Source organism: Rhodococcus sp. DT1 (genome assembly GCF_049844875.1).
Classification (GTDB): domain Bacteria; phylum Actinomycetota; class Actinomycetes; order Mycobacteriales; family Mycobacteriaceae; genus Rhodococcus.
The window spans coordinates 254,964-276,258 of record NZ_JBNCLW010000007.1; the positions used below are offsets into that span (position 1 = coordinate 254,964).

21 protein-coding genes are annotated in these 21,295 nt (G+C 69.4%); 10 read left to right on the top strand and 11 right to left on the bottom strand.

The features are described from left to right. Nucleotides 1-66 precede the first annotated feature (66 nt). From ACLQ3J_RS18795 to ACLQ3J_RS18820, 6 genes are all read right to left on the bottom strand, one after another. Nucleotides 67-867, bottom strand: a complete 801-nt coding sequence (locus tag ACLQ3J_RS18795) for a hypothetical protein (protein ID WP_240952031.1) — start codon at nt 865-867, stop codon at nt 67-69. A gap of 3 nt (nt 868-870) precedes the next feature. Further along, nucleotides 871-1,881 carry a 16S rRNA (cytosine(1402)-N(4))-methyltransferase RsmH gene (rsmH, locus tag ACLQ3J_RS18800; RefSeq protein WP_169620169.1) on the bottom strand — a complete coding sequence of 337 codons (1,011 nt, stop codon included), beginning with the start codon at nt 1,879-1,881 and terminating at the stop codon, nt 871-873. 259 nt (nt 1,882-2,140) lie between these two features. Continuing rightward, nucleotides 2,141-2,572, bottom strand: coding sequence for a division/cell wall cluster transcriptional repressor MraZ (gene mraZ, locus ACLQ3J_RS18805; protein WP_169653065.1), 432 nt, complete (start codon nt 2,570-2,572; stop codon nt 2,141-2,143). A 417-nt stretch (nt 2,573-2,989) separates the two neighbouring features. Then, a complete protein-coding gene (locus ACLQ3J_RS18810; RefSeq protein ID WP_296549060.1) occupies nt 2,990-3,409 on the bottom strand; it encodes a DUF3040 domain-containing protein in 420 nt (139 codons plus the stop codon). Between the two features lie 174 nt (nt 3,410-3,583). Next, nucleotides 3,584-4,078: an SAV_6107 family HEPN domain-containing protein gene (locus tag ACLQ3J_RS18815; protein ID WP_425904132.1), complete on the bottom strand. Its 495-nt coding sequence runs from the start codon at nt 4,076-4,078 to the stop codon at nt 3,584-3,586. A 19-nt stretch (nt 4,079-4,097) separates the two neighbouring features. Next, entirely contained in the window at nt 4,098-4,310 is a 213-nt protein-coding gene (locus ACLQ3J_RS18820) for a hypothetical protein (RefSeq protein WP_425904133.1), read from the bottom strand. A gap of 9 nt (nt 4,311-4,319) precedes the next feature. Between ACLQ3J_RS18820 and ACLQ3J_RS18825 the strand changes: the two genes are divergently transcribed. From ACLQ3J_RS18825 to ACLQ3J_RS18845, 5 genes are read left to right on the top strand one after another with little or no spacing between them, the layout of a single operon-like run. Continuing rightward, entirely contained in the window at nt 4,320-4,985 is a 666-nt protein-coding gene (locus tag ACLQ3J_RS18825) for a GNAT family N-acetyltransferase (protein WP_425904134.1), read from the top strand. Then, nucleotides 4,982-6,577 carry a phytoene desaturase family protein gene (locus ACLQ3J_RS18830; RefSeq protein ID WP_425904135.1) on the top strand — a complete coding sequence of 532 codons (1,596 nt, stop codon included), beginning with the start codon at nt 4,982-4,984 and terminating at the stop codon, nt 6,575-6,577. The genes ACLQ3J_RS18825 and ACLQ3J_RS18830 overlap by 4 nt, the downstream gene beginning before the upstream one ends. After that, complete coding sequence (locus ACLQ3J_RS18835) at nt 6,574-7,425, top strand: carotenoid biosynthesis protein (RefSeq protein ID WP_169653063.1); 852 nt, start codon at nt 6,574-6,576, stop codon at nt 7,423-7,425. Before ACLQ3J_RS18830 ends, ACLQ3J_RS18835 begins: the two co-directional genes overlap by 4 nt. Nucleotides 7,426-7,463: 38 nt before the next feature. Beyond that, nucleotides 7,464-8,147, top strand: a complete 684-nt coding sequence (locus ACLQ3J_RS18840) for an LppM family (lipo)protein (RefSeq protein WP_169653122.1) — start codon at nt 7,464-7,466, stop codon at nt 8,145-8,147. Between the two features lie 23 nt (nt 8,148-8,170). Then, entirely contained in the window at nt 8,171-9,295 is a 1,125-nt protein-coding gene (locus ACLQ3J_RS18845; RefSeq protein ID WP_425904136.1) for a glycosyltransferase, read from the top strand. 24 nt (nt 9,296-9,319) lie between these two features. Here the strand turns inward: ACLQ3J_RS18845 and metF are convergent, their stop codons facing one another. Beyond that, nucleotides 9,320-10,246 carry a methylenetetrahydrofolate reductase [NAD(P)H] gene (gene metF / locus ACLQ3J_RS18850; RefSeq protein ID WP_169620381.1) on the bottom strand — a complete coding sequence of 309 codons (927 nt, stop codon included), beginning with the start codon at nt 10,244-10,246 and terminating at the stop codon, nt 9,320-9,322. A gap of 211 nt (nt 10,247-10,457) precedes the next feature. Here metF and ACLQ3J_RS18855 point away from each other — a divergent pair, with 211 nt between their 5' ends. The 4 genes from ACLQ3J_RS18855 to ACLQ3J_RS18870 all read left to right on the top strand — a co-directional run bounded on the left by ACLQ3J_RS18855 (nt 10,458) and on the right by ACLQ3J_RS18870 (nt 15,812). Further along, the gene (locus ACLQ3J_RS18855) at nt 10,458-11,531 is read left to right on the top strand and encodes a polyprenyl synthetase family protein (RefSeq protein WP_425904137.1); all 1,074 of its coding nucleotides are present in this window, start codon (nt 10,458-10,460) and stop codon (nt 11,529-11,531) included. Continuing rightward, a complete protein-coding gene (crtI, locus tag ACLQ3J_RS18860; protein ID WP_425904138.1) occupies nt 11,531-13,105 on the top strand; it encodes a phytoene desaturase family protein in 1,575 nt (524 codons plus the stop codon). The genes ACLQ3J_RS18855 and crtI overlap by 1 nt, the downstream gene beginning before the upstream one ends. Nucleotides 13,106-13,197: 92 nt before the next feature. Next, nucleotides 13,198-14,835, top strand: a complete 1,638-nt coding sequence (locus tag ACLQ3J_RS18865) for an alpha-(1->6)-mannopyranosyltransferase A (protein ID WP_425904139.1) — start codon at nt 13,198-13,200, stop codon at nt 14,833-14,835. An 8-nt stretch (nt 14,836-14,843) separates the two neighbouring features. Next, entirely contained in the window at nt 14,844-15,812 is a 969-nt protein-coding gene (locus ACLQ3J_RS18870) for a phytoene/squalene synthase family protein (RefSeq protein WP_425904140.1), read from the top strand. Here the strand turns inward: ACLQ3J_RS18870 and ACLQ3J_RS18875 are convergent. Next, entirely contained in the window at nt 15,781-16,152 is a 372-nt protein-coding gene (locus ACLQ3J_RS18875) for an Rv2175c family DNA-binding protein (RefSeq protein ID WP_296549052.1), read from the bottom strand. The genes ACLQ3J_RS18870 and ACLQ3J_RS18875 overlap by 32 nt on opposite strands. A 213-nt stretch (nt 16,153-16,365) precedes the next feature. Between ACLQ3J_RS18875 and pknB the strand changes: the two genes are divergently transcribed. Continuing rightward, complete coding sequence (gene pknB / locus ACLQ3J_RS18880; RefSeq protein ID WP_425904141.1) at nt 16,366-18,423, top strand: Stk1 family PASTA domain-containing Ser/Thr kinase; 2,058 nt, start codon at nt 16,366-16,368, stop codon at nt 18,421-18,423. 58 nt (nt 18,424-18,481) lie between these two features. Here the strand turns inward: pknB and ACLQ3J_RS18885 are convergent, their stop codons facing one another. The 3 genes from ACLQ3J_RS18885 to ACLQ3J_RS18895 are packed head-to-tail and all read right to left on the bottom strand — an operon-like array spanning nt 18,482 to nt 21,219. Beyond that, nucleotides 18,482-19,867 carry a class II 3-deoxy-7-phosphoheptulonate synthase gene (locus ACLQ3J_RS18885; RefSeq protein WP_169620182.1) on the bottom strand — a complete coding sequence of 462 codons (1,386 nt, stop codon included), beginning with the start codon at nt 19,865-19,867 and terminating at the stop codon, nt 18,482-18,484. 55 nt (nt 19,868-19,922) lie between these two features. After that, complete coding sequence (locus ACLQ3J_RS18890; RefSeq protein ID WP_169620183.1) at nt 19,923-20,414, bottom strand: polyadenylate-specific 3'-exoribonuclease AS; 492 nt, start codon at nt 20,412-20,414, stop codon at nt 19,923-19,925. A 55-nt stretch (nt 20,415-20,469) separates the two neighbouring features. Next, nucleotides 20,470-21,219 (bottom strand): lysophospholipid acyltransferase family protein, encoded by a 750-nt coding sequence (locus ACLQ3J_RS18895; RefSeq protein ID WP_169620382.1) that lies wholly within the window; start codon nt 21,217-21,219, stop codon nt 20,470-20,472. Between the last annotated feature and the right edge of the window lie 76 nt (nt 21,220-21,295).

Genomic DNA, 21,295 nt, shown 5'->3' on the forward strand with positions numbered 1-21,295 from the left:
GGGCGCCGCCGCGTGCTGCCGGTGTCGCACGACCCGGCGGTACACGGCGAGAGGTGGAGCCTCGCGTCACCGGCGCCCGTCCTCGGGCTCCGCCGGTTGCCCGGCGCCCAGAGCCTCGGCGGCCTGCGGCGCGGCGTCCTCGGGTCGGGGCATCTCGCTCACGGGAACCAATTGTTCCGCTTCCACTCCGGGGGCCCCGGCATTCGGGAGCTCCGGCGTGGCGGTCTGCGGGTTCGCCGGGCGGGGCGCAGCGTTCTCGGCCAGCGCGTCCGTTCCGCTCGGGCGCGGGGTCGGTTCTTCACCGACCTCGGACAGCGGGCGCGGGTTTTCGACGCCGGCACTACCCGACAGGGGCGCTTGCCCACGTGTCTCGGTGCTCGCCCGCCCGCGGTTGAGCGGAGCCGGAGGAGCGCCCTGCGCAGGGACGGCTTCTCCCACGACGCGGACGGATCCGTCCTCGGCGACGACGATCCGCGCCACCTGCGAACTGGGGATCATGCCGAGCTTCGCGGCTTCCACGGCGAGTACCGGTGCGGAGTTTCCTGCCTCGACGTCGCGCTGCAGCACTGCTCGTTGCTGAATCAAAGTCTCGTTGTGGGCGCGCGCGGTACTCAGGTGGTAGGTGTCCTCCGCGGCACCGCTCGTGAGCAGGAGCGTCGCGGCCATACCCACCCCGAGCAGGGCCAGAATGGTAGCCACGAACGGGATTCGGGTCCGGACACGACCGCCTCCGGTGGTACGTCCGCGCGTCTGCGCCACAGGCACACCGAGTTGCGCGGCGCGCTGGTTCCGGCGCTGATATGCGCGTTGCGCCGCCGTGGATCGAGCCGGCCCGCGGTGGGGCGACGACGCCACCTGTACGGTCATCGGTTACCTCCTGGCGATTCGTTCTGCAGCACGCAGGCGGACGGGAGCCGAACGTGGGTTGATCTCGATCTCGTCGTCCGAGGCGCGTTCGGCGCCACGGGTCAACATGCGAAGCTCGGGTCCCATCCCCGGCAGTTCCACCGGGAGTCCCTCGGGGCTGCGCGATTTCGCGCGAGGAGCGAGTTCCTGCTTCACCACTCGGTCTTCGAGGGACTGGTACGACATGAAGACGATCCTGCCGCCCACCGCCAACGCGTCGAGAGCCTCGGGAATCGCGTCACGCAGCGAGTCGAGTTCGCTGTTGACCTCGACGCGTAGCGCCTGGAACGTCCGCTTGGCGGGGTGGCCGCCGGTACGTCGCGCCGCAGCAGGGATCGCCCGGTAGAGCAGTTCGACGAGTTCGCCGCTGGTGCGGAACGGGGTCTTCTCCCGGGTACGGACGATGTCGGAGGCGATCTTGCCCGCGAAGCGTTCCTCCCCGTACGTGTGGAGGATCCTCGCGAGGTCGCCGTGACTGTAGGTATTGAGCACGTCCGCGGCCGTGATGCCCGTGGTGGGATCCATCCGCATGTCGAGGGGAGCGTCCTTGGAGTACGCGAAACCGCGTTCCGCCTCGTCGAGTTGCATCGACGAGACTCCGAGGTCGAACAGAACGGCGTGCACGGACCCGACGCTGTCGAGGCCGCACTGCTCGAGCGCGTCGGCGAAGCCGTCGTATCGCGTGTGCACGAAGTCGGTGCGATCGGCGAACTCAGCAAGCCGGTTCTGCGCGATCGACAGCGCATCCGGGTCGCGGTCGAGTCCGACGAGGCGAAGACCCGGATAGGTTCTCAGAAAGTGCTCGGCGTGCCCACCGAGACCGAGCGTGGCGTCGACGTAGACCGCACCTTCGCCACCGGGGCCCACCGCTTCGATCGCGGGGCCGAGGATCTCGACGGCCCGGCCGAGAAGGACGGGGACATGCCCGAATTCTCCGTGCTCGTCCGCGGTCGACTCGTCCTCGCCGTCCACCATGTCTCCTCCGGAATCCTGCTCGGGCCGCATACGGTCTGTCGGTTACTCGTTCGAGATGCTCGGTGTCGCACCGGTTCCGGATACGGCGACGGCGAATGCCTCGAGGTCTCTGTCCGAGCGAGGGAGACCTGACGCTGGGGAAGTGCGTCAGGGCTTCCCTGTCCGGACCTGGCGCTGGGGAAGTGCGTCAGGGCCGGCGTCGGGCAGAGACCTCGCGGCATTCGCCGCGCAGCCGTGGCTCCGTCACGAGATGTCGCGGTCACAGGATGTCGCGCAGTGCCTCGTCTCTCGCTTCGGAGAAGTCCTCTTCGTGTTCGGCCAAGTAGCTGTCCCACGCCTCGGCGTCCCAGATCTCCAGATACTTGACCGAGCCGATCACCACACAGTCCTTGGTGAGCCCCGCGTACTTGCGGTGCGCCGAGGACAACGTGATGCGGCCCTGACCGTCCGGACGCTGCTCGTCCGTTCCCGAAGCGAGGCTCCGAAGGAACGCGCGAGCCTGGGGGTTGCTGCGAGAAGCACCCGCAGCGCGCTCCGCCAAGGCAGCGAACTCTTCCCGAGGGAACACGGTGAGGCTGTGATCCTGCCCCTTGGTGATCATCAGCCCTCCCGCCAGCTCGTCTCGGTATTTGGCCGGCAGCGTGAGCCGGCCCTTGTCGTCCAGCTTCGGCGTGTAGGTACCGAGGAACACTCGGCACCTCCCGCCTTGGTCGGACGGATCTTTCGTCTATGACGGGCTCAGCCTGCCTCCCGCCGCGACCCACAGTACCCCACTTTCCCCCACCGCAGCCCGATTACCGCACCCGTTTCGCGTGTGTTGCGGCAAAAGTTCCAGCTCACCCGTAGTGGCGGAAAGTGGGGGCGATTTCGTCACCCGGCCGGCGGCCCCGAACACGCCGACGTTCCAGTGCGATCTCCATCACACGCAGCCGGACAAAAGCCCTGGTGGCGCGACAACGTCGGACGACCGTCGAGGACACCGAGCCGGAAGGTGGGGCGTCGTGGAGATACGGCCGCACCAGGCCGCCCGCAGGCCGCTGACCTCCCCGGACACGACTACGGCGCGACCCGTCGGGTCGCGCCGTAATACGTGTGAAGCGGTGATGCGTCAGTCTTGTTCGAAGCGCCTTCGGAAGCGCTCCTCCATCCGGTGGGTGAACCCTCCGCCGGATTTCTTTCCGCCCCGAGGTCCGGTACCGCCGGTCCTCCCGGAAGCAGGCCGGGTGGGTGCGTCTCCCGTATTCGATCGTCGACGACCGCCTACCAGGAGCAGAACACCAGCCGCGAACATCACCAGAAACCCGAGCAAACTGATGACCGGGAATCCACCGGGCTTGACCGGCAACGCGACTCCAGCGATCAACAGTGTCAATCCCAAGACGAACAGCACACCGGCCTGTAGCCGATGTCGGTTCGACGCCATCCCCAGCCGCTTCCCGCGGACGGTCGAGGCGAACTTGGGGTCCTCAGCATAGAGCGCGCTCTCGATCTGATCGAGCATGCGCTGCTCGTGCTCGGAGAGTGGCACGGTACCTCCCCCGGCACTAAACGGTGGCCACCGAATTCTGGGTGAATCCGACGGGGGGCCGACTTTGACGGCCGCCTGGTGTTGATAATACGAGTACATCTCTCCCGGGACCACCAACTCTGTGGCCGAGTTCCCGGACGGCTCACGAAAATGGGAGGCGGATGGGGACAAAAGTCACCGCGTAGAGGCGATTTCGGCACCTTCTTCACTGGCGAGATAGTCCTCGACGTCGTGGAGGAAGCGGCCCACCTCGTCGTAGAACTCGCCGGCGTCGTCGACATCCACCGCTCGCGCCACCCCGGCTTCGACCGCGGTGCGCGTGGCGGAGCGATCGGCGAAGTAGTCCGCCCAGACCGCGAACGACTCGTCGGCGCGCGCCATCAGGACCCACGCGTTGCGTGTGCCGGGCCGCCGCAGCGGACGAGCCGGGGCGCGCAGCTCCGCCGCCGCCACCACCGCGCCCGCACCTCGCAGCGCAGCGAGATAGGCGAGCCGGAAGCGCTCGGGAGGGGCGTCCGCACCGGCAGCCGCGGACAGAAGTGCGTCCGCCTTGCGGAGCAGCGTGGCCGCGCGGGCGGATGTCGAATGCCCGGTGCATCGCGCGGCGCCGCGGGACGACTCGCCCGGAACGTGGCGTGGTCCTCGTATGCCGAAATCTATGGTGGACATGCCGTGCACCTCCTCGACCTCACCACCGGTGTCCGGTAGTGCCACCCACCACCGTGGTCTCGATGGTGGTATTACCGGTGTTCCGGTAGTAGCCCGGAGTGATCCGGGGATGTTCGCTTCCCTCGAACATCACCGGATCACCGGTATCGAACATGCGTTCGACGTATTGAATGATAACCGGACCCACCGACAACCCGTCAAGAGAAGGCGGCCCCCGATCCCAGACGAGCATCGATCCTCTGTGAACCCATCGAACGAACCGCCCGCCGAGACGGGCAACGACCGTCGTCCCGAGCCCTCTCGCGGCGCACCGATCTTCGTCGACCTGTCCCCCGCGGCGTTCCGGGCACACCTGCCCCAATTGCTGGCGGTCTACGTAGCCGCGATGAGATACCCGCGCGGGACGGAGCAGCATCGCGCACCGATGTGGTCCGAACATGCCGGGCGCGCCGGATGGCAGGCCGTCGCGGTCGCGCTTCCCGAGGACCCCGGAACCTTCGTCGGCATCGCCTACGGATACCGCGGCGACCCGCACCAGTGGTGGAACCAGCAGGTCCGCACGGGGATGCGGCACACGGGCCGGACGCAGGACTACATAGAGTCGATCCTCGGTGACTATTTCGAACTCACCGAACTGCACGTGCGACCCGATATCCAGGGCCTCGGCCTCGGCCGGTCCCTGCTGTACCGACTTCTCCGCGACCGCACCGAACGCACCGTGCTGCTCTCCACCCCGGAGGTCCCGGGCGAGGACAATCGTGCGTGGCGGCTGTACCGGAGCTTCGGTTTCGTGGACGTCGTACGTAGATTCGTCTTCACCGGCGACGCGCGGCCCTTCGCCGTCCTCGGCCGCACGCTTCCGCTCGAACCACATCTCGCCCCTCCCGCTTCGACAGGACCCTCATGACGCCAGTTCTGGATACCCTCGTCGTCGGCTCGGGACACAACGCGCTGGTATCGGCGTGTTATCTGGCCCGGGAGGGCTGGTCGGTCCACGTGCTCGAACGTGACACCGTGCCGGGCGGGGCCGTGTCCACCGTCGAACGATTTCCCGGCTACGCGGTGGACCGCGGGTCGTCGGCGCACATCATGGTGCGGCACTCCGGCATCGTGGAGGAACTCGACCTCGCCGCACACGGGCTGAGGTATCTGGACTGTGATCCCTGGGCCTTCGCGCCGCCGCCTCCGAACACCGACCGTCCCGGGATCGTGTTCCACCGCGACCTCGACCGGACGTGCGTGTCGATCGAAAAGGCAGCCGGCAAACGGGAGGCCGACGCCTACCGCCGCTTCGTGACCGACTGGGGACCGCGCAGCGCCGCCGTCATGAAGTCGTTTGCGAACCCCCCGACCGGCCGGCATCTGCTGTCGTCGTTCTGGGGTCTCGACGCGAAGGACGGCGGCAGCGCACTGTCGCGCCGCTTCCTGACCACGGGCGACACCCTCCTCGACGAGTACTTCGACGACGAACCGCTCAAGGCCGCGCTCGCCTGGTTCGGCGCACAGTCCGGGCCGCCGATGTCCGAACCCGGCACCGCCGCCATGGTCGGCTTCGCCGCGCTGATGCACACGCTTCCACCGGGCCGCGCGATCGGCGGGAGCGGCGCCTTGACCCAGGCGCTCCTGTCCCGCCTCGAATCGGACGGCGGATCGGTCACCTGCGGAGATGCCGTCACCGAGATCCGCCGGACCGGGTCGACGTGGACGGTGCGCACCGCGTCGGGGAGCACCTTCACCGCTCGCACCGTGATCGCCGGCTGCCACATCCTCACCACCCTCGAACTGCTCGGGCAGGGCGGCTACGACCCCGACACACTGACACGCTGGCGCCGCGCGGTACGGGTGGGACCGGGCATCGGAATGGTGCTCCGCCTCGGCACCGATGCTCTTCCCCGCTACCTCGGCGCCGACGAACCCGCCGACACCACCACCGGCCTGCAACTGCTCGTCGACGATCGCGCACACCTTCGCCTCGCACACGGTGCTGCGATGGCAGGAGAACTGCCGCCGCGCCCCGCCGTGCTCGGGATGAGCTTCTCCGCGATCGACCCCACGATCGCCCCCGAGGGCGAGCACCAGGTGACCCTGTGGTCGCAGTGGCATCCGTACCGGCTCAGCGGTGGACGCACCTGGGACGAGGTCGCCGAGAGCGAGACGGACCGGATCCTCGCGGAGATGGAATTGCGCGCACCCGGTTTCACCGACAGTGTCCGGCACCGGTACGTGCAGACTCCCGCCTCGATCGAGAGCGAACTGGGACTGCTGGGCGGCAACGTGATGCACGTCGAGATGTCGCTCGACCAGATGTTCCTGTGGCGTCCGCTGCCCGAACTGTCCGGCTACCGGGTGCCCGACGCTCCCGGTATGTATCTCACGGGCGCGTCGACCCACCCGGGCGGCGGGGTCTCCGGCGCCAGTGGCCGCAGTGCCGCGCGCACGGTGCTCGCGGATGCACGGGGCGGTGTACTGCGGCGGACCTGGAACCGGATCTCCCGGTGACCGATGCCGGCACCGGGCGGAGGGTCCCGGCGTGGCAGACGGCCGTGCCGGTCGCACTGGCCGCGGGCGCTGTGGCCGCCCAGATCGCCTATCCGCTCACCGAGGGAACCGCGCGGGACCGGGTCACGGTCGCGGTGGTACTCCTGCTCGCCGCAGCGTCCCTCACCCATGCCGCCGCGCGCCGCGGCCTCGGGTGGGCCGCGGTGCTGTTCGTGGTCTCCGCGGGCGGGGGTTTCGCCTCCGAGGTGATCGGGACCGCCACCGGCTACCCGTACGGCTGCTATGCCTACGCGGTCGACCGGATCGGTCCGGCCGTGGCGGACGTACCGCTCGTGGTTCCCCTCGCCTGGACCGCCGGCCTCTACCCCGTGTGGTGTGTCGCCACGCGCATCACCCGTACGGCCCCGGGCCGCGTCGCCGCGGTCACCGTCGGGATGGTGGGCTGGGACCTGTACCTCGATCCCCAGATGGTCGCGGACGGCCAGTGGGTGTGGTGCAACGGCGGTGGTCTGCCGGGCATCGCGCACATTCCCCCCACCAACTACGCGGGCTGGGTGGTGGTCGCCGCGGCGATGGCCACAGTCCTTCTGGTGTTCGACTCCCGCTCGAGACGCCTCTCACCCCGGCACGACACCGTCCCGATCGCGTTGTTCCTGTGGACGTGGCTCGGCTCCGCCCTTGCCCACACCGTGTTCCTCCAGGCGTCCGAACTCCGCTTTTCCGCGATCTACGGTCTCGTCGTCATGGGGATTCTCGGCGTTCCGCTACTGCGGTCCCTCGTGTCCACGCCACCGGACGACTCCGAGGTGCGACTCGCCGCAACGACCCGGATGGCCCGCCGACCGTGACCGCGCCTGGCACCATATTCCCCGTGCAGCAGTCCACCATGTCTGTCCGCCGCGCCCTCGCGGTCGCGGGCCTCGTCCTTCTCGCCCTTCCGTTCCTCACCGGTTGTCTGCGGGTCCAGGCGTCGATGGGTATCTCGTCCGACGACCGTGTGTCGGGGCAGATCGTCGCCGCGACCATTCCCGCCGACGAGGAAGACGCCGGCCCACAGCTCGTGGCACCCCCGTCGCTGGAGGGCAAGGTCCAGGTCCAGCAATACGAGCAGGACGGCTATGTGGGCAGCCAGGTCTACTTCAGCGGTCTGACGTTCGGCGATGTGCAACAGCTGATGACGATGTCCGAGCAGGGTGCGGGGATGCTCCAGCTCAACCTCCAGCGCAACGGGGACCTGGTCTCGCTCAACGGCCGGGTCGACCTCGAATCGGCCCCGTCGCTGGGCACCGACGTGCAGTTCACGCTCGCCTTCCCCGCCCGGGTCGCGACCACCAACGGCACGCGTGAATCCGACTCCATCGTGACGTGGAAGCTGCCCGCCGGAGAGGTGAGCACCCTGCGGGCCGAGGTGCGCTACTCCGACCCGAACACCCGGGGCCTGGCCGGATGGGCCGGAATCATGGCGGGTGCAACATTCGGTGTCGCGCTCCTGGTCGGCGTACTCGCCTGGTGGACCCGCGACCCGGTACGCCGGCGCACCACGGTGCCCGACGACGAGGACCGATCCTGAGCCGGGTCCGCCTCCCCCGCCGAGTGGTCGCGCTGGGCGCCGGTGCCGCTCTCTACGGAGCGGTCGTCGCGGCCGCCAACCGGTTCGCTCTGCCTCGCCTGCGCGAGGGAGCCGCCGTCACCGAATCGGTGACCGTGGTGGTCCCGGCCCGCGACGAGGCACCCCGGATCGCATCCGTGATCGCCGACCTCCGGGAACAGCGCGGTGTTCCGCGGCTGCGGGTGCTCGTGCTCGACGACGACTCCTCCGACGGCACCTTCGAGATCGCACGACGCGCGGCGGACAGCGATCCGCGGATCACGGTGGTGCGATCGAGCACGCCGCCCCCGGACGGCTGGACCGGAAAAGCCGCGGCGTGCGAGCGCGCCTTCTCCGAGTCCCACCCGGACGAGACCGGTGTCGTGGTCTTCATCGACGCCGATGTCCGGCTACGGCCGGGCGCGATCGCCGCGGCGGTCACACTTCTCCGGTCACGATCGGCGGCACTGGTGTCGCCGTGGCCGTACCAGGTTGCCGGCACCGTGACCGAGCGTCTCGTGCAGCCGTTGCTGTTCTGGTCCTGGTTCTCGATACTGCCGGTCGCGGTCGCCCATCGCACCCGTCGTCCGTCGATGGCCGTCGCCTGTGGTCAGTTCCTCGCGTTCGATACGGCCGACTACCGCGCGATCGGGGGCCATTCCGCGGTCGCGGCGAGTCCGACCGAGGACCTCGACCTGGCGCGGACGTTGCGGCGGTCCGGGCGCACCACCGTCGTCGCGGCGGGCGGGCCGCTCGTGTCGTGCCGGATGTACGAGGGCCGACATGCGCTGACCGGCGGCTACACGCGGTGGTTGTGGTCGGCGTTCGGATCACCGGCAGGCGCGGCAGCCGTCGTGACGGCATACGCAGTCGCCTACGTCGTTCCCGGCGTCGCCGCGGTGGCGGGGCGTGGCCGCACTCGCCGCTGGGGGGTGCTCGGCGCCGGCGCGGCGCTGTTGTCCCGCGCGGTCGCGCGATCGACGGAGCGGGGCGAGCGCCTGGACGCGGCGGACGCCCTCGGTATCGCCGCGCATCCGGTGTCCGTCGTCATCTTCGGGTGGCTGACCGCCGCATCCGTGCGGGCCCGCAGCGCGGGTCGCGCGGTATGGAAGGACCGCCTGCTGCCGTGACCCGGGGATCGGGCGGGCCGGGTCTCAGACCGGCTGCCCGGCCGGCACGGAGGAACGGACCTCGATCCCGAGCCGCGAGAGCACCTCGCTGGTCGCGCGGGCGAAATTCAGCGTGATGAAGTGCAGGCAGGGCGCGCCTTCCGCGATCAGCCGCTCGCACATCTCGGTCGCGACCTCGATGCCCACCTCGCGCACAGCGGCGCGATTCTCTTCGGGCCCGTCTCCGGCTGCGCGGACCAACCGCTCCTCGAGCGCGGCGGGCAGCTTCGAACCGGACAGCTCGAGGCTCCGGCGCGCCGAGCGCAGCGAGGTGATCGGCATGATCTCCGGAATGATCGGCTTGGCCGCCTGTTCGGGATCGCACGCGGCGACCCGGTCGCGCAGTCGCAGGTAGTGCTCGACATCGAAGAACATCTGCGTGATCGAGTACTCGGCACCCGCACGCAACTTCTGTACGAGGTAGCGGGTGTCGTGGTCGAGGTCCGGCGAGCGGTGGTGCCCCTCCGGGAACGAGGCCACTCCGACGTGGAAGTCGCCGAGGTCGCGCACCAGTCGCACGAGTTCGTCGGCGTGCTCGAGACCGTCGGGGTGCTTCTCCCATTCGCCGAGCGGATTTCCCGGCGGGTCGCCACGGAGCGCGAGAATATTGGTGATGCCGCGGTCGGCATAGGCACCGACCATCGCGCGGATCTCGTCGACGCTGTGCCCCACCGCGGTGAGGTGGGCGACGGGGAGCATCGTGGTTTCTTCGGCGAGGTCGCCGGTGACGCGAACGGTACGGTCCCGGGTCGATCCACCGGCGCCGTACGTCATGGACACGAAGGCGGGGCCGAGGCGCTCGAACGCGCGCACGGCTCGCCACAGTCGCGCCTCGGCGTCGGCGTCCCGGGGCGGGGAGAACTCGACCGAGAACGGAATCCTGCCGGACCGTGTGGCACCGAGACGGTCCACGATGGATGGGGTGCGGGACTCTCCGCTGTCCTCGGTCGCCCTGACCAGATCGTTTTCCACGCGTTCAGCATAAGGCGCGGGCATTCGCGTCCGGTCCGCGGCGACCCCTGCGGGGGCCGGATAGGGTGGACCGCGGTGCCGGGACCGTGGTCGTCCGACGGTGCCGTGCACATCGACCAGGAGGTTTGTCCTGTCCACCGGAGCCGATCCCGTGCCCGCCCCCTCACTCCCCGGACTCGTCGAGGACGCCCTGCGGCAGTTCTTCGCCACCCGCGCCGAACTGGTCGACTCGGTCGGCGGTGGATACCGCGACGCCGTCGCGACACTCCAGTCGTTCGTGCTGCGCGGCGGAAAGCGGGTCCGGCCGTCGTTCGCCTGGACCGGCTGGCTCGGCGCCGGCGGCGATCCGGCCGGACCTGACGCCGACGCCGTGCTGCGCGCCTGCTCGGCCCTCGAATTGGTGCAGGCCGGTGCGCTCGTCCACGACGACATCATCGACGCGTCGACCACCCGCCGGGGCTTTCCGACCGTGCACGTCGAGTTCGCGAGCGGGCACCGCAACGCCGGGTGGCAGGGTTCGGCGGAGCAGTTCGGTGAGGCCGCTGCCATCCTGGTCGGCGACCTCGCTCTCGTCTGGGCCGACGACATGCTGCGGGAATCGGGATTGTCCGCCGAGCAACTCGCACGGGTGACGCCGGTGTGGTCGGCGATGCGGACCGAAGTCCTCGGTGGCCAGTACCTCGACATCGTCGGTGAGGTCGCGTCGGACGAGACGGTCGAGTCCGCGACGCGCGTGAACCGGTACAAGACCGCGGCGTACACGATCGAGCGCCCGCTGCACATCGGTGCGGTGCTCGCCGGCGCCGACGACGACCTGATCGCCGCCTATCGCCGGTTCGGCACCGACATCGGTCTCGCATTCCAGCTTCGCGACGACCTACTGGGAGTTTTCGGCGACCCCGCCGTCACCGGTAAGCCGTCCGGAGACGACCTCCGGTCCGGCAAGCGCACCGTACTGCTCGCACTTGCGCTCGAGTCCGCGGACGCGACCGACCCGGCTGTCGCGCGAGCGCTGCGCGAGGCGATCGGCGCCGACCTCACGGACGATCAGGTCGAGGAGATCCGCGGCGTGCTCGTCGACCTCGGCGCAGTCGACAAGGTCGAGCAGCGGATCACGGCCCTCACCGACAGCGCGTTCGAGGCTCTCGACGCGTCCGGCGCCACCGAGGAGGGCAAAGCGCGGTTACGTGCGTCGGCGGTCGCCGCGACGCGCCGCGCCGCCTGATGACCGGCACGCGCGTCGTGCCCGGAGCCCACCGGGTGGTCGTGGTCGGTGCGGGCCTCGCCGGCCTCGCCGCCGCCCTGCACCTCCGTGGCGCCGGGAAAGAGGTCACCGTCCTCGAGCGCGCCGACACCGTCGGGGGCTGCGTCGGGACGTACACCGGCCCGGGTTACGAGATCGACAACGGCGCGACGGTGCTGACGATGCCGGAACTGATCGCCGACGCACTCGCCGCAGTGGGTGCCGATGCCGGTTCCGTGGATCCGCCACTGCGTACGAGCCGGCTCTCCCCCGCCTATCACGCCCGGTTCGACGACGGCAGCACCCTCGACGTCCACTCGGACCCGGACGCGATGACCGCCGAGATCACGCGAGTGTGCGGAGCCGAGGAAGCGAAGCGGTATCTGCGCCTGCGCGCGTGGCTCGCGGACATCTTCGACGCGGAGTACGACCGCTTCATGGACGCGAATTTCGATTCGCCGCTCGACCTCGTCTCCTCTCCGGCCGCCGTCCGCGACCTGCTGCGTCTGCTCCGGATCGGCGGGTTCGGCCGACTCGGCACTCAGGTGGGCCGCCGGGTCACCGACCCGCGGCTGCGGCGGGTCTTCACGTTCCAGGCGCTCTACGCGGGGGTCGCTCCCGCGCAGGCACTCGCGGTGTACGGGGCGATCGCGCACATGGACACCACACTCGGTGTGTACACCGTCGAGGGTGGGATGCGCCAGATCGCCCGGACCATGGCCGCAGCGTTCGTCGGTGCGGGCGGGCGCCTGCACCTCGGCAGCGAGGTCACGGCGCTCGATGTCGACACGGGGCGTGTCACAGCGGTATCCACGGCGGGGGGTGACCGTTACGCATGCGACGCCGTGGTGCTCACGCCGGGCTCGCCCGTGGTGGACAGCCTGCTGCCCGCGCGCCGGCGTCGCCGGACGCTCGCCGCACCGTCGGCGGTCGTGCTGCACGGCACCGTCCCCACCGCGGTCTCGGGCGCATGGAGCGCCCGGCATCACCACGTCATCGATTTCGGTGGCGCGTGGGAACGCACGTTCGCCGAGATCACCCGGCGGCGAGGCCGTGGACGGCTGATGTCGGATCCGTCTCTGCTCATCACCCGGCCCGCTCTGTCCGATCCGGGACAGTTGCTCGAGCGTGACGGCAGAGAACACGAACCGCTCTCGGTGCTCGCACCGTGCCCGAGTCTCGACAGCGCGCCGTTCGACTGGTCCGCGCTGTCCGGCCCGTACCGCCGGGAACTGCTCGCGGTGCTGGAGTCGCGCGGCTACCGCGGCGTCGCGAACGAGTTCCGGGTCGACCACGTCGACACGCCGGCCACGTGGCACGCCCGGGGCATGATCGCCGGAAGCCCGTTCGCCGCGGCGCACGTGTTCCGCCAGACGGGGCCGTTCCGTCGTCGCAATGTCGATCCGCGGTTCCCGAATGTTGTGCTCGCGGGGTCGGATACGGTTCCCGGAGTCGGTGTCCCCACTGTGCTCATGTCGGGACGGCTGGCCGCCGAACGGCTCGGGGTCCCGCGGACCCGACGGACTAGGGAGCCGGGGACATCACGCCTCCACTAAACTGTCACCGTTCGTCAGCACCTGTTCGTCAACATCGTTCGCCAGACCCTGCGCTCCGCGCCGGCACCGCTTCCGGGGAGGAACCCACACCCATGTCGTCCCCCGCCGCCCCCGACGCCGACCCGCAGGACCGATCGGCGGCGGATTCGGCAGCGTCCCCACCCTCTGACCTCCCTGTCTCGAAGAACCGGGCGCCGGACGGCGGAACGTCGGCCGGCAGGGTCACAGCCTTTCTGCGGAGCCCCGCCGGCAACGCAGCCCTCCTCGGGACCTGCGGTTCGGTGCTGATGACGTTCGGCAGCTTCGGCGCCGGTAGCGTCCGGCGGCAGGACCCGCTTCTCGAAGAGATGTTCCTGTCGTGGCTGCGGTTCGGTCACGGTCAACTGCTGTCGATGATCATCCTCTGGGTGGGCGTGCTGATCATGATCGGCGCGTGGGTCCGCGTGGGGCGCGCGACGCTCGCCGGCACGGTCGGCCTCCGCGACCTGTGGACCGTGCTGCCCGCCTGGACCGCGCCGCTCCTCGTCGCCACGCCGATGTTCAGTCGCGACGCATATTCGTATCTGGCGCAGGGTGCGATGCTGCGGGCCGGTTTCGATCCTTACACCGACGGCCCGGTGGTCAACCCCGGCGTCCTGCTCGACAACGTGAGCAACGTATGGACCACCACGACCACGCCGTACGGTCCGGTGCACCTGCTGCTCGGTTCCGGCATCACGGCCGTCACCGGCGACAATGTCGTGTCGGGCACCTGGTTGTGGCGGGTGACGATGCTGCCGGGCCTGTTCCTCATGGCCTGGGCCGTGCCCCGCCTCGCACGCCGCATGGGCGGCAACCCGGCGATCGCCCTGTGGCTCGCGGTGCTCAATCCCCTCGTGCTCATCCACCTCGTCGGTGGCGTCCACAACGAACTGCTCATGGTCGGTCTGATGACGGCGGGCATCGTGCTCGTCCTCCAGGGCCGCCATGTCGGCGGCATCGCCCTGGTGTCGGCGGGTGCTGCGATCAAGGCCACCGCCGGGATCGCGCTGCCGTTCCTGGTCTGGGTGTGGATGATCCACGAACGCGACCGGGCGCTCGCCGAGGGGCGCGAACCGGCGGCCCCGGTGCGGTTGTTCTTCAAGGCGGCGGCCGCCGGATTCGCGGTGTTCGTGGCGGTCTTCGGCGGTGCCTCGCTCCTCGCCGGCGTGGGTATCGGCTGGCTCACGGCGCTGTCCGGATCTTCGAAGATCATCAACTGGCTCTCGCTCCCCACCATGGTGGCGCACGTGGGCACCTGGATCACGCCGTGGCGACTCGGATCGATCCTCGATGTCACCCGCATGCTGTGTGCGGTCGCGCTCGTGGTGATCCTCGTGTGGGCATGGTGGCGATTCCGCCGCACCGAACGCGACGCCGTGCTGGGCATCGTCGTGGCTCTCACCGCCGTGACGTTGCTGTCCCCGGCAGCGCTGCCCTGGTACTACTCGTGGCCGCTCGCGGTGGCCGCGGCCTTCGCCATGTCGGATCGCACCCTGATGATCCTGGTCGCCCTGTCCACATGGCTCATGCTGGTCTTCAATCCCGACGGTTCGATCGGCATGTACAACATCGCGCACGTGGCGCTCGCTGTGGTGGCAGCCGTCATCGCCGCTCGGTCGCTGACCACCCGCGACCCGCTGCGCCTGAGTTCGCGGTCCCGCACCGCACAGGTCGAGGGTCCGGGCTCCGCACCTGTCGGCGGGGCCTGATCACCGGAGTGTTCGATCCGCAGGCTCCCCGACCACGCCCCGACGACCTCGACGCGGCGTTCGCACACTGTGCTCGTCTCACCGCGGAGCACGGGCGCACGTACCACCTCGCGGCGCGGCTGCTCCCGGCCTCGCAGCGACGCGCGGTCCACGCCCTGTACGGGTTCGCGCGGGTGGTCGACGACCTCGTCGACGTGACCGCGGTCGACGATCCCGTCGAGGCCGCCCGCGGGCTCGCCGCCACAGAGCGCCGGTTCCGGGCCGCTCTCGCCGGAGAACCGGGCCGGCCGGACGAACTGGGCCTCGTACTGCGTGCTCTCGCCGAGACGGTGCGCCGATACGATGTTCCGATCGCCTATTTCGAGGCGTTCCTCCGATCGATGCGCATGGATGTGCCCGGTACGCCCGAGCACCACAGCCACTACCGCGACATGGCCGAGTTGTACGACTACATGTACGGCTCCGCCGTGGTGATCGGTCTCGAACTGCTCCCGGTGTTCGGCGTCGACGACCCGGACGCGGTGCCGCACGCCTCCGCGCTGGGCACGGCATTCCAGCTCACGAACTTCATCCGCGACGTCGGTGAGGATCTCGACCGCGACCGTCTCTACCTTCCGGTCGAGCTGTGGGCGTCGTTCGGGGTCGATGTCGAACTGCTGCGGGAAGGCCGCCGCACCGGCACGGTGCATCCCCGTGTCCGGCGGGCTCTGGCCCACGCGGTCGCGCTGGCCCGCGCCGAATACCGCAAGGCCGAACCGGGTCTGGATCTGCTACCCGACCGGGTGCGACCGGGCATCCGTGCCGCGTTCGTGCTCTACGGGCGAATCCTCGACGAGGTCGAGGCGAGCGGCTTCCGGGTTCTGGACCGGCGAGTGACGGTCCCGCGGCGCACCCGCGCCGCGGTCGTGCTCACGCAGTTCGTCGCGGGATCGGTCGGGGCGTCCGTCAGATGGCGGCAGCCTGAGCGCGCCGCATGACCTCGCGCGCCGAGTCGGTGTGCAGCGCGGCGATCGGGCAGTCACCCGGCAGCGTGTCGTCTTCCTGGAAGAGCCACTCGAGGATCTCTTCGTCGCGGAATCCACCGTCGTGGAGCAGGGCGAGAAGGCCGCGAAGCTGGCGGAGTACCTGCCCGTCGTCGCCGAAGAATGCCTTGGGTACCACGGGGACACGGTTGCGCTTGAAGGCGAGCAACTGCCGGTCGCGCAGCATCTGGTGCACGCGGACAATCGGGACGTCGAGGCGTTTTGCCACGTCGACGAGCTGATAGACCGATATGGAGGGGTCGAGGACGTCGTCGCAATAGGGAATCGAACTCACTGCTCCACGGTATCGTCGCCCACCCGCAGCCATCTACGCGGCTGCCGCTTTTGTGGGCTGGCTACCATCTACAGAGGACGAGATCGGCTTCCGCGCAGGCGACGACGTACTCCGTCTCGCCGGTACCACGGCAGTCGCGTCCGGTGCCGGTTGTCGATGTTCCACATCAATGCTCCACACCGATGTTCCACACCAGAGACGGGAGTACACCGGGTGACCGCTGGAGGCGACCGAATGGTCGGCGTCGTGCTCGATCGGCGCTATCGCATCGAATCGCGGATTGCGCGCGGCGGGATGTCCACGGTCTACCGCGCGACAGATCTGCGTCTCGATCGTCCGGTCGCGGTGAAGGTCATGGATCCGCAGTTCGCGGCCGATCCGCAGTTCCTTGCCCGCTTCGAGTTCGAGGCACGCGCCGTCGCACGACTCAACCATCCCGGTCTCGTCGCCGTATACGACCAAGGCCAGGATGGTGACCACGTTTTCCTGGTCATGGAACTGGTCGAAGGCGGCACGCTGCGCGAACTGCTCCGCGAACGCGGGCCGATGCCGCCGCACGCCGCCGCTGCCGTCGCCGCGCCCGTCCTCGGAGCGCTGGCTGTCGCCCACCGCGCGGGTCTCGTGCACCGCGACGTCAAACCCGAGAACGTTCTCATCTCCGAGGCCGGAGAGGTCAAGATCGCCGACTTCGGTCTGGTCCGGGCGGTCGCGGCGGCCACCACCACCTCGCGCAGCGTCATCCTCGGCACGGCGGCGTACCTGTCTCCCGAGCAGGTCACCGCCGGGAGTGCGGACGCCCGGAGCGACGTCTACTCCGCCGGTGTCCTCGTGTTCGAGATGCTCACCGGCCGCACGCCCTTCTCCGGCGACACGTCACTGTCCGTGGCGTACCAGCGCGTCGAGAAGGACGTGCCCGATCCGGGGTCCTGGATCGACGGGGTGCCCGAGGAATTCGACGAGTTGGTGCGGCGCGCCACCGAACGCGAGCCCGGCGAACGGTTCGACGACGCCGAAGCGATGGCCCGCGCGCTCAACGAGGCGTGTGAAGCGCTCGATCTTCCCCGTTACCGTGTACCGGCTCCGCGCCGGTCGGCTCTCGCGACCAGCGCTGCGCCCGCTGCCGCAGCTCCTGCTGCTGCTGCGGGAGGTGCGGCGTCCCGGGCAGAACCTGCCACGACGGTGATCTCGTCACCGGAGTCGACGTCGTCGCACGCTCCCACCGCCGTCCACCCGGCCGTACCCGAGCAGGGCGCCCCCGCGGATCCCGGCGCGGTGCCGCAGGCCGATCTGCATCCCACCCGCACGATGCACACCAAGGTCGTCACGCAGCCGCACCCTCGCTCCGACCCGGAGCAGCCCGCGCCGCAGCCCGACTACGCGCACGAGCATCATCGGCACCGGCGCTCGGTGGTGGGGTGGATCGCGGCAATTCTCGTACTGGCCCTGTTCATGGGCGTTGCGGGATGGTGGCTCGGCGCCGGCCGGCTCACGGACGTACCGACGGTCAACGGCCTGGACCGCGCGGCCGCGGTCTCCGCGATCGAAGCGGCCGGGCTGACGGCCGAGGTACGCGGCGAGTATTCCGACGACATCCCGCCCGAGACGGTGCTGGGCACCGATCCCCCGACGGGCTCCCGTGTCCCGGACGGCAACTCCGTCGCGCTACTGGTCTCGCTGGGGCCGCCCACGGTTCCGAATGTCGCCGGATCAGGGGAGCTGTCGGTCGTCGAGGACGAATTGCGCCGGCGCACGTTCGAGCCCGTGGACGGCGGAAGCGCATTCAGCACGACAGTCCCCGAGGGTGGTGTCGCGGCGCTCGATCCGGCGCCGGGGACAGTCCTGCCCGTCGGATCGCAGGTCAAAGTGGTGGTGAGCAAGGGTTCCCCGCCGGTGGACCTGCCCGACCTCGCCGGGCGGACCGTCGACGAGGCCCGGCGCATCCTGGACGAAGCCGGCCTGACGGTGCAGGACGTGCGGGAGGTGTTCGATCCCGAGGTCGACGGCGGTCGGGTCGCGGGCACCGATCCGGAGGCGGGTACCGAAGTCCGCGCGGGCAGCACTCTGACTTTGCTGGTGTCCAACGCGGTCAAGGTGCCGTCGATGCTCGGACGGTCCGTCGGCTCGGCACGGGACGAACTGCAGGAACTGGGGTTCGACGTGTCGGTGCGGCAGGTCGCCGACTCCGACCGTTCGGTGGTGATCGCTCAGAGCCCGGGTGCGAACGGTCGCGCCGAAGAGGGCAGCACGATCACTCTGACCGCGCTGCCCTGATCGGTTCCGCCACCGGGGGTAGTGATATCCGGGGCGGAGCCGTATCCGGGGTGGAGTGCTAGCCCCGCAGCATCTCGGCGACGAGGAACGCCAGTTCGATCGACTGCTGGGTGTTGAGCCGGGGGTCGCACGCCGTTTCGTACCGACCGTGCAGGTCGAGGTCGGAGATGTCCTGAGCGCCGCCGAGGCACTCGGTGACGTTCTCGCCGGTGAGTTCGATGTGGATGCCGCCGGGGTGGGTGCCGAGCGCACGATGCACCTCGAAGAAGCCCTGGACCTCGTCGACGATGCGGTCGAAGTGGCGGGTCTTGTACCCGGTCGATGCCTCGTGGGTGTTGCCGTGCATCGGATCGCACTGCCAGATCACCTTGTGGCCGGTGGCCTCGACGGCCGCGACGATACCGGGCAGCACGTCCCGGACCTTCCCGTGACCCATACGGGAGATCAGCGTCAGGCGACCGGGCTTGTTGGTGGGGTCGAGGCGCTCGACGTATTCGGCGGCCATCTCCGGTGTCGTCGACGGGCCGATCTTCAGGCCGATCGGGTTCGACAGCAGTTCGGCGAACGCGATGTGCGCTCCGTCGAGCTGACGGGTGCGGTCGCCGATCCACAGGAAGTGCGCCGACAGGTCGTACAGACGCGGTTCGTCACCGGAGGTGTCGAGACGCAACATCGCGCGCTCGTAGTCGAGGACGAGTGCCTCGTGGCTGGCGAAGATGGTCGCGGCCCGCAGGTTGGGGTCGACCACGCCGCAGGCATCCATGAAGCGCAGGCCGCGGTCGATCTCGGAGGCGAGCGCCTCGTACCGCGCACCGGCCGGCGACGACGCCACGAAGGCGCGGTTCCAGTCGTGCACGCGGTGCAGGTCGGCCTCACCGGCGGCGGTGGCGGCGCGCACGAGGTTCATCGCGGCACTCGCGTTGGCGTAGGCGCGTATCAGCCGCGACGGGTCGTGTGCGCGCACACTCTCCTCGGCGACGAGGGAGTTGATCATGTCGCCGCGGTAGGACTTCAGGCCCAGCGCATCCGTGTCGGACGAGCGGGGCTTGGCGTACTGACCGGCGATCCGCGCGACCTTGACCACCGGCGTCGACGCGCCGTAGGTGAGGACGACGGCCATCTGCAGCAGTGTGCGGATGTTGCCCTTGATATGCGGTTCGGTGTTGTCGGCGAACGTCTCCGCGCAGTCGCCTCCCTGCAGGAGGAAGGCCTCACCGCGGGCGACGGACGCGAGCTGTCGCTGCAGCTCCTCGACCTCGCTCGGCACGGTGATCGGGGGCACGCTCTCGAGCACGGTCCGCATCGCGGCCGCCTGATCTTCCGGCCAGCTCGGCTGTTGCAACGCCGGCTTGGCGAGCGCCGCGTCGAGTTGGTCGCGCAGCTCCGCCGGAAGTGGAGGCAGTTCGGGCAAGCGGTCGATCGGCACGTCCACAGTCCAGTTCACAGAACCAGGATATGACCCGGCGCGCTCTGCCGTGCGATCACCCCGTATCGCGGTGTCACCGGGAGCGGCGCGCGACCTCGATCGCCTCGAACTTCGCGAGGTTGTGGCGGGCGTCGGCGAGCGCGTCGTGGTTGTCGTCCGGGACCCGGGGCAGCGGGGGCCGGCCTGCGTATTCCCAGTGCTGGCGCAGTTCGCGCGTGTACCTCGGGAGTACCTCCGGCAGTTCCGGCATGGTTCCCCACAATTGCACCAGGACGACGTGGTCGTATGCGCCGATCCACGCCCAGAGTTCCGGCTGGACGCCCGGCCTGGGAACGAGGAACTTCAGCAGGTCGTCGCGGATCCGCTCGCGCGAACGCCACGCGGGATGCGACCGAGGAGGCAGCTTCGGGAGAACATTGCGGCGCACCCACTCCCCGGCCCGGTCGGGATCGAACTCCGTTGACACCGCGTAGAACTCGCGTCCGTCTTCGCAGGCGACACCGATCGATACGAGTTCGATGGTTCGACCGTCCTCGATGAACTCGCAGTCGTAGAAGTAGCGCACGTACTCACATTATGCCGGTGGGACCGGCGAGCGTGCCCGCGGGGTCGCGGCGCGATCAGCCCGCTTGGGTGTCGGGCAGGCGATCCGCCGCGGGAGGCTCGACGGCAGCCTTCCCTTCCGCGATGTCCTGGGGCTTCGGCTCCTTGAGGGAGGCCGCATAGATGTCGACGTACTCCTGGCCCGACAACTGCATGAGCGCGTACATGACTTCGTCGGTGACGGTGCGCTCGACGAACCGGTTGCCGCCCATCCCTTCGAAACGCGAGAAGTCGATGGGCTTGCCGATGCGTACGGTGACCTTCGCCGGACGCCACATCTTGGATCCGATGGGGTTCATCTGGTCGGTCCCGATCATCGCAACCGGAATGACGGGGACGCCGGTCTCGAGCGCGAGCCGGGCGAGGCCGGTCTTGCCCTTGTACAGACGCCCGTCGGGCGAGCGGGTGCCCTCCGGGTAGATGCCGAGGAGTTTCTGCTGACCGAGGACGCGGATGCCGGCCGCGAGAGCGTCCTGCGCGGCATCGGCGCTGGTGCGGTCGATGGGCACCTGGCCGGCCGCGGAGAAGAACCAGCGCTGGAAGCGACCCTTGAGGCCCGTGCCGGTGAAGTACTCGCTCTTGGCGAGGAAGGTGATCCGCCGCCGCACCAGGAGGGGAAGGTAGAACGAGTCGAGGACCGCGCGGTGATTACTCGCCAGGATGGCCGGACCGTTGACGGGAATATGCTCGCCGCCTTCGAATTTCGGGCGTCCCATCAGCAAGAGCAGCGGGCCCAGCAGAACGTACTTCAACAGCCAGTACCACATGGCATCCTTCCCCGACATAGATCGGTCCCCGACATAGATCGGTGCGGGCAGCACAACCGGCCCGTCGGTCGACTCT

Excerpts from the sequence above, each read along its gene's own strand:
- ACLQ3J_RS18795 (WP_240952031.1), bottom strand. The coding sequence starts at position 867 with ATGACCGTACAGGTGGCGTCGTCGCCCCACCGCGGGCCGGCTCGATCC.
- rsmH (WP_169620169.1), bottom strand. The coding sequence starts at position 1,881 with ATGGTGGACGGCGAGGACGAGTCGACCGCGGACGAGCACGGAGAATTC.
- ACLQ3J_RS18815 (WP_425904132.1), bottom strand. The coding sequence starts at position 4,078 with ATGTCCACCATAGATTTCGGCATACGAGGACCACGCCACGTTCCGGGC.
- ACLQ3J_RS18820 (WP_425904133.1), bottom strand. The coding sequence starts at position 4,310 with ATGCTCGTCTGGGATCGGGGGCCGCCTTCTCTTGACGGGTTGTCGGTG.
- ACLQ3J_RS18830 (WP_425904135.1), top strand. The coding sequence starts at position 4,982 with ATGACGCCAGTTCTGGATACCCTCGTCGTCGGCTCGGGACACAACGCG.
- ACLQ3J_RS18840 (WP_169653122.1), top strand. The coding sequence starts at position 7,464 with ATGTCTGTCCGCCGCGCCCTCGCGGTCGCGGGCCTCGTCCTTCTCGCC.
- crtI (WP_425904138.1), top strand. The coding sequence starts at position 11,531 with ATGACCGGCACGCGCGTCGTGCCCGGAGCCCACCGGGTGGTCGTGGTC.
- ACLQ3J_RS18865 (WP_425904139.1), top strand. The coding sequence starts at position 13,198 with ATGTCGTCCCCCGCCGCCCCCGACGCCGACCCGCAGGACCGATCGGCG.
- ACLQ3J_RS18895 (WP_169620382.1), bottom strand. The coding sequence starts at position 21,219 with ATGTGGTACTGGCTGTTGAAGTACGTTCTGCTGGGCCCGCTGCTCTTG.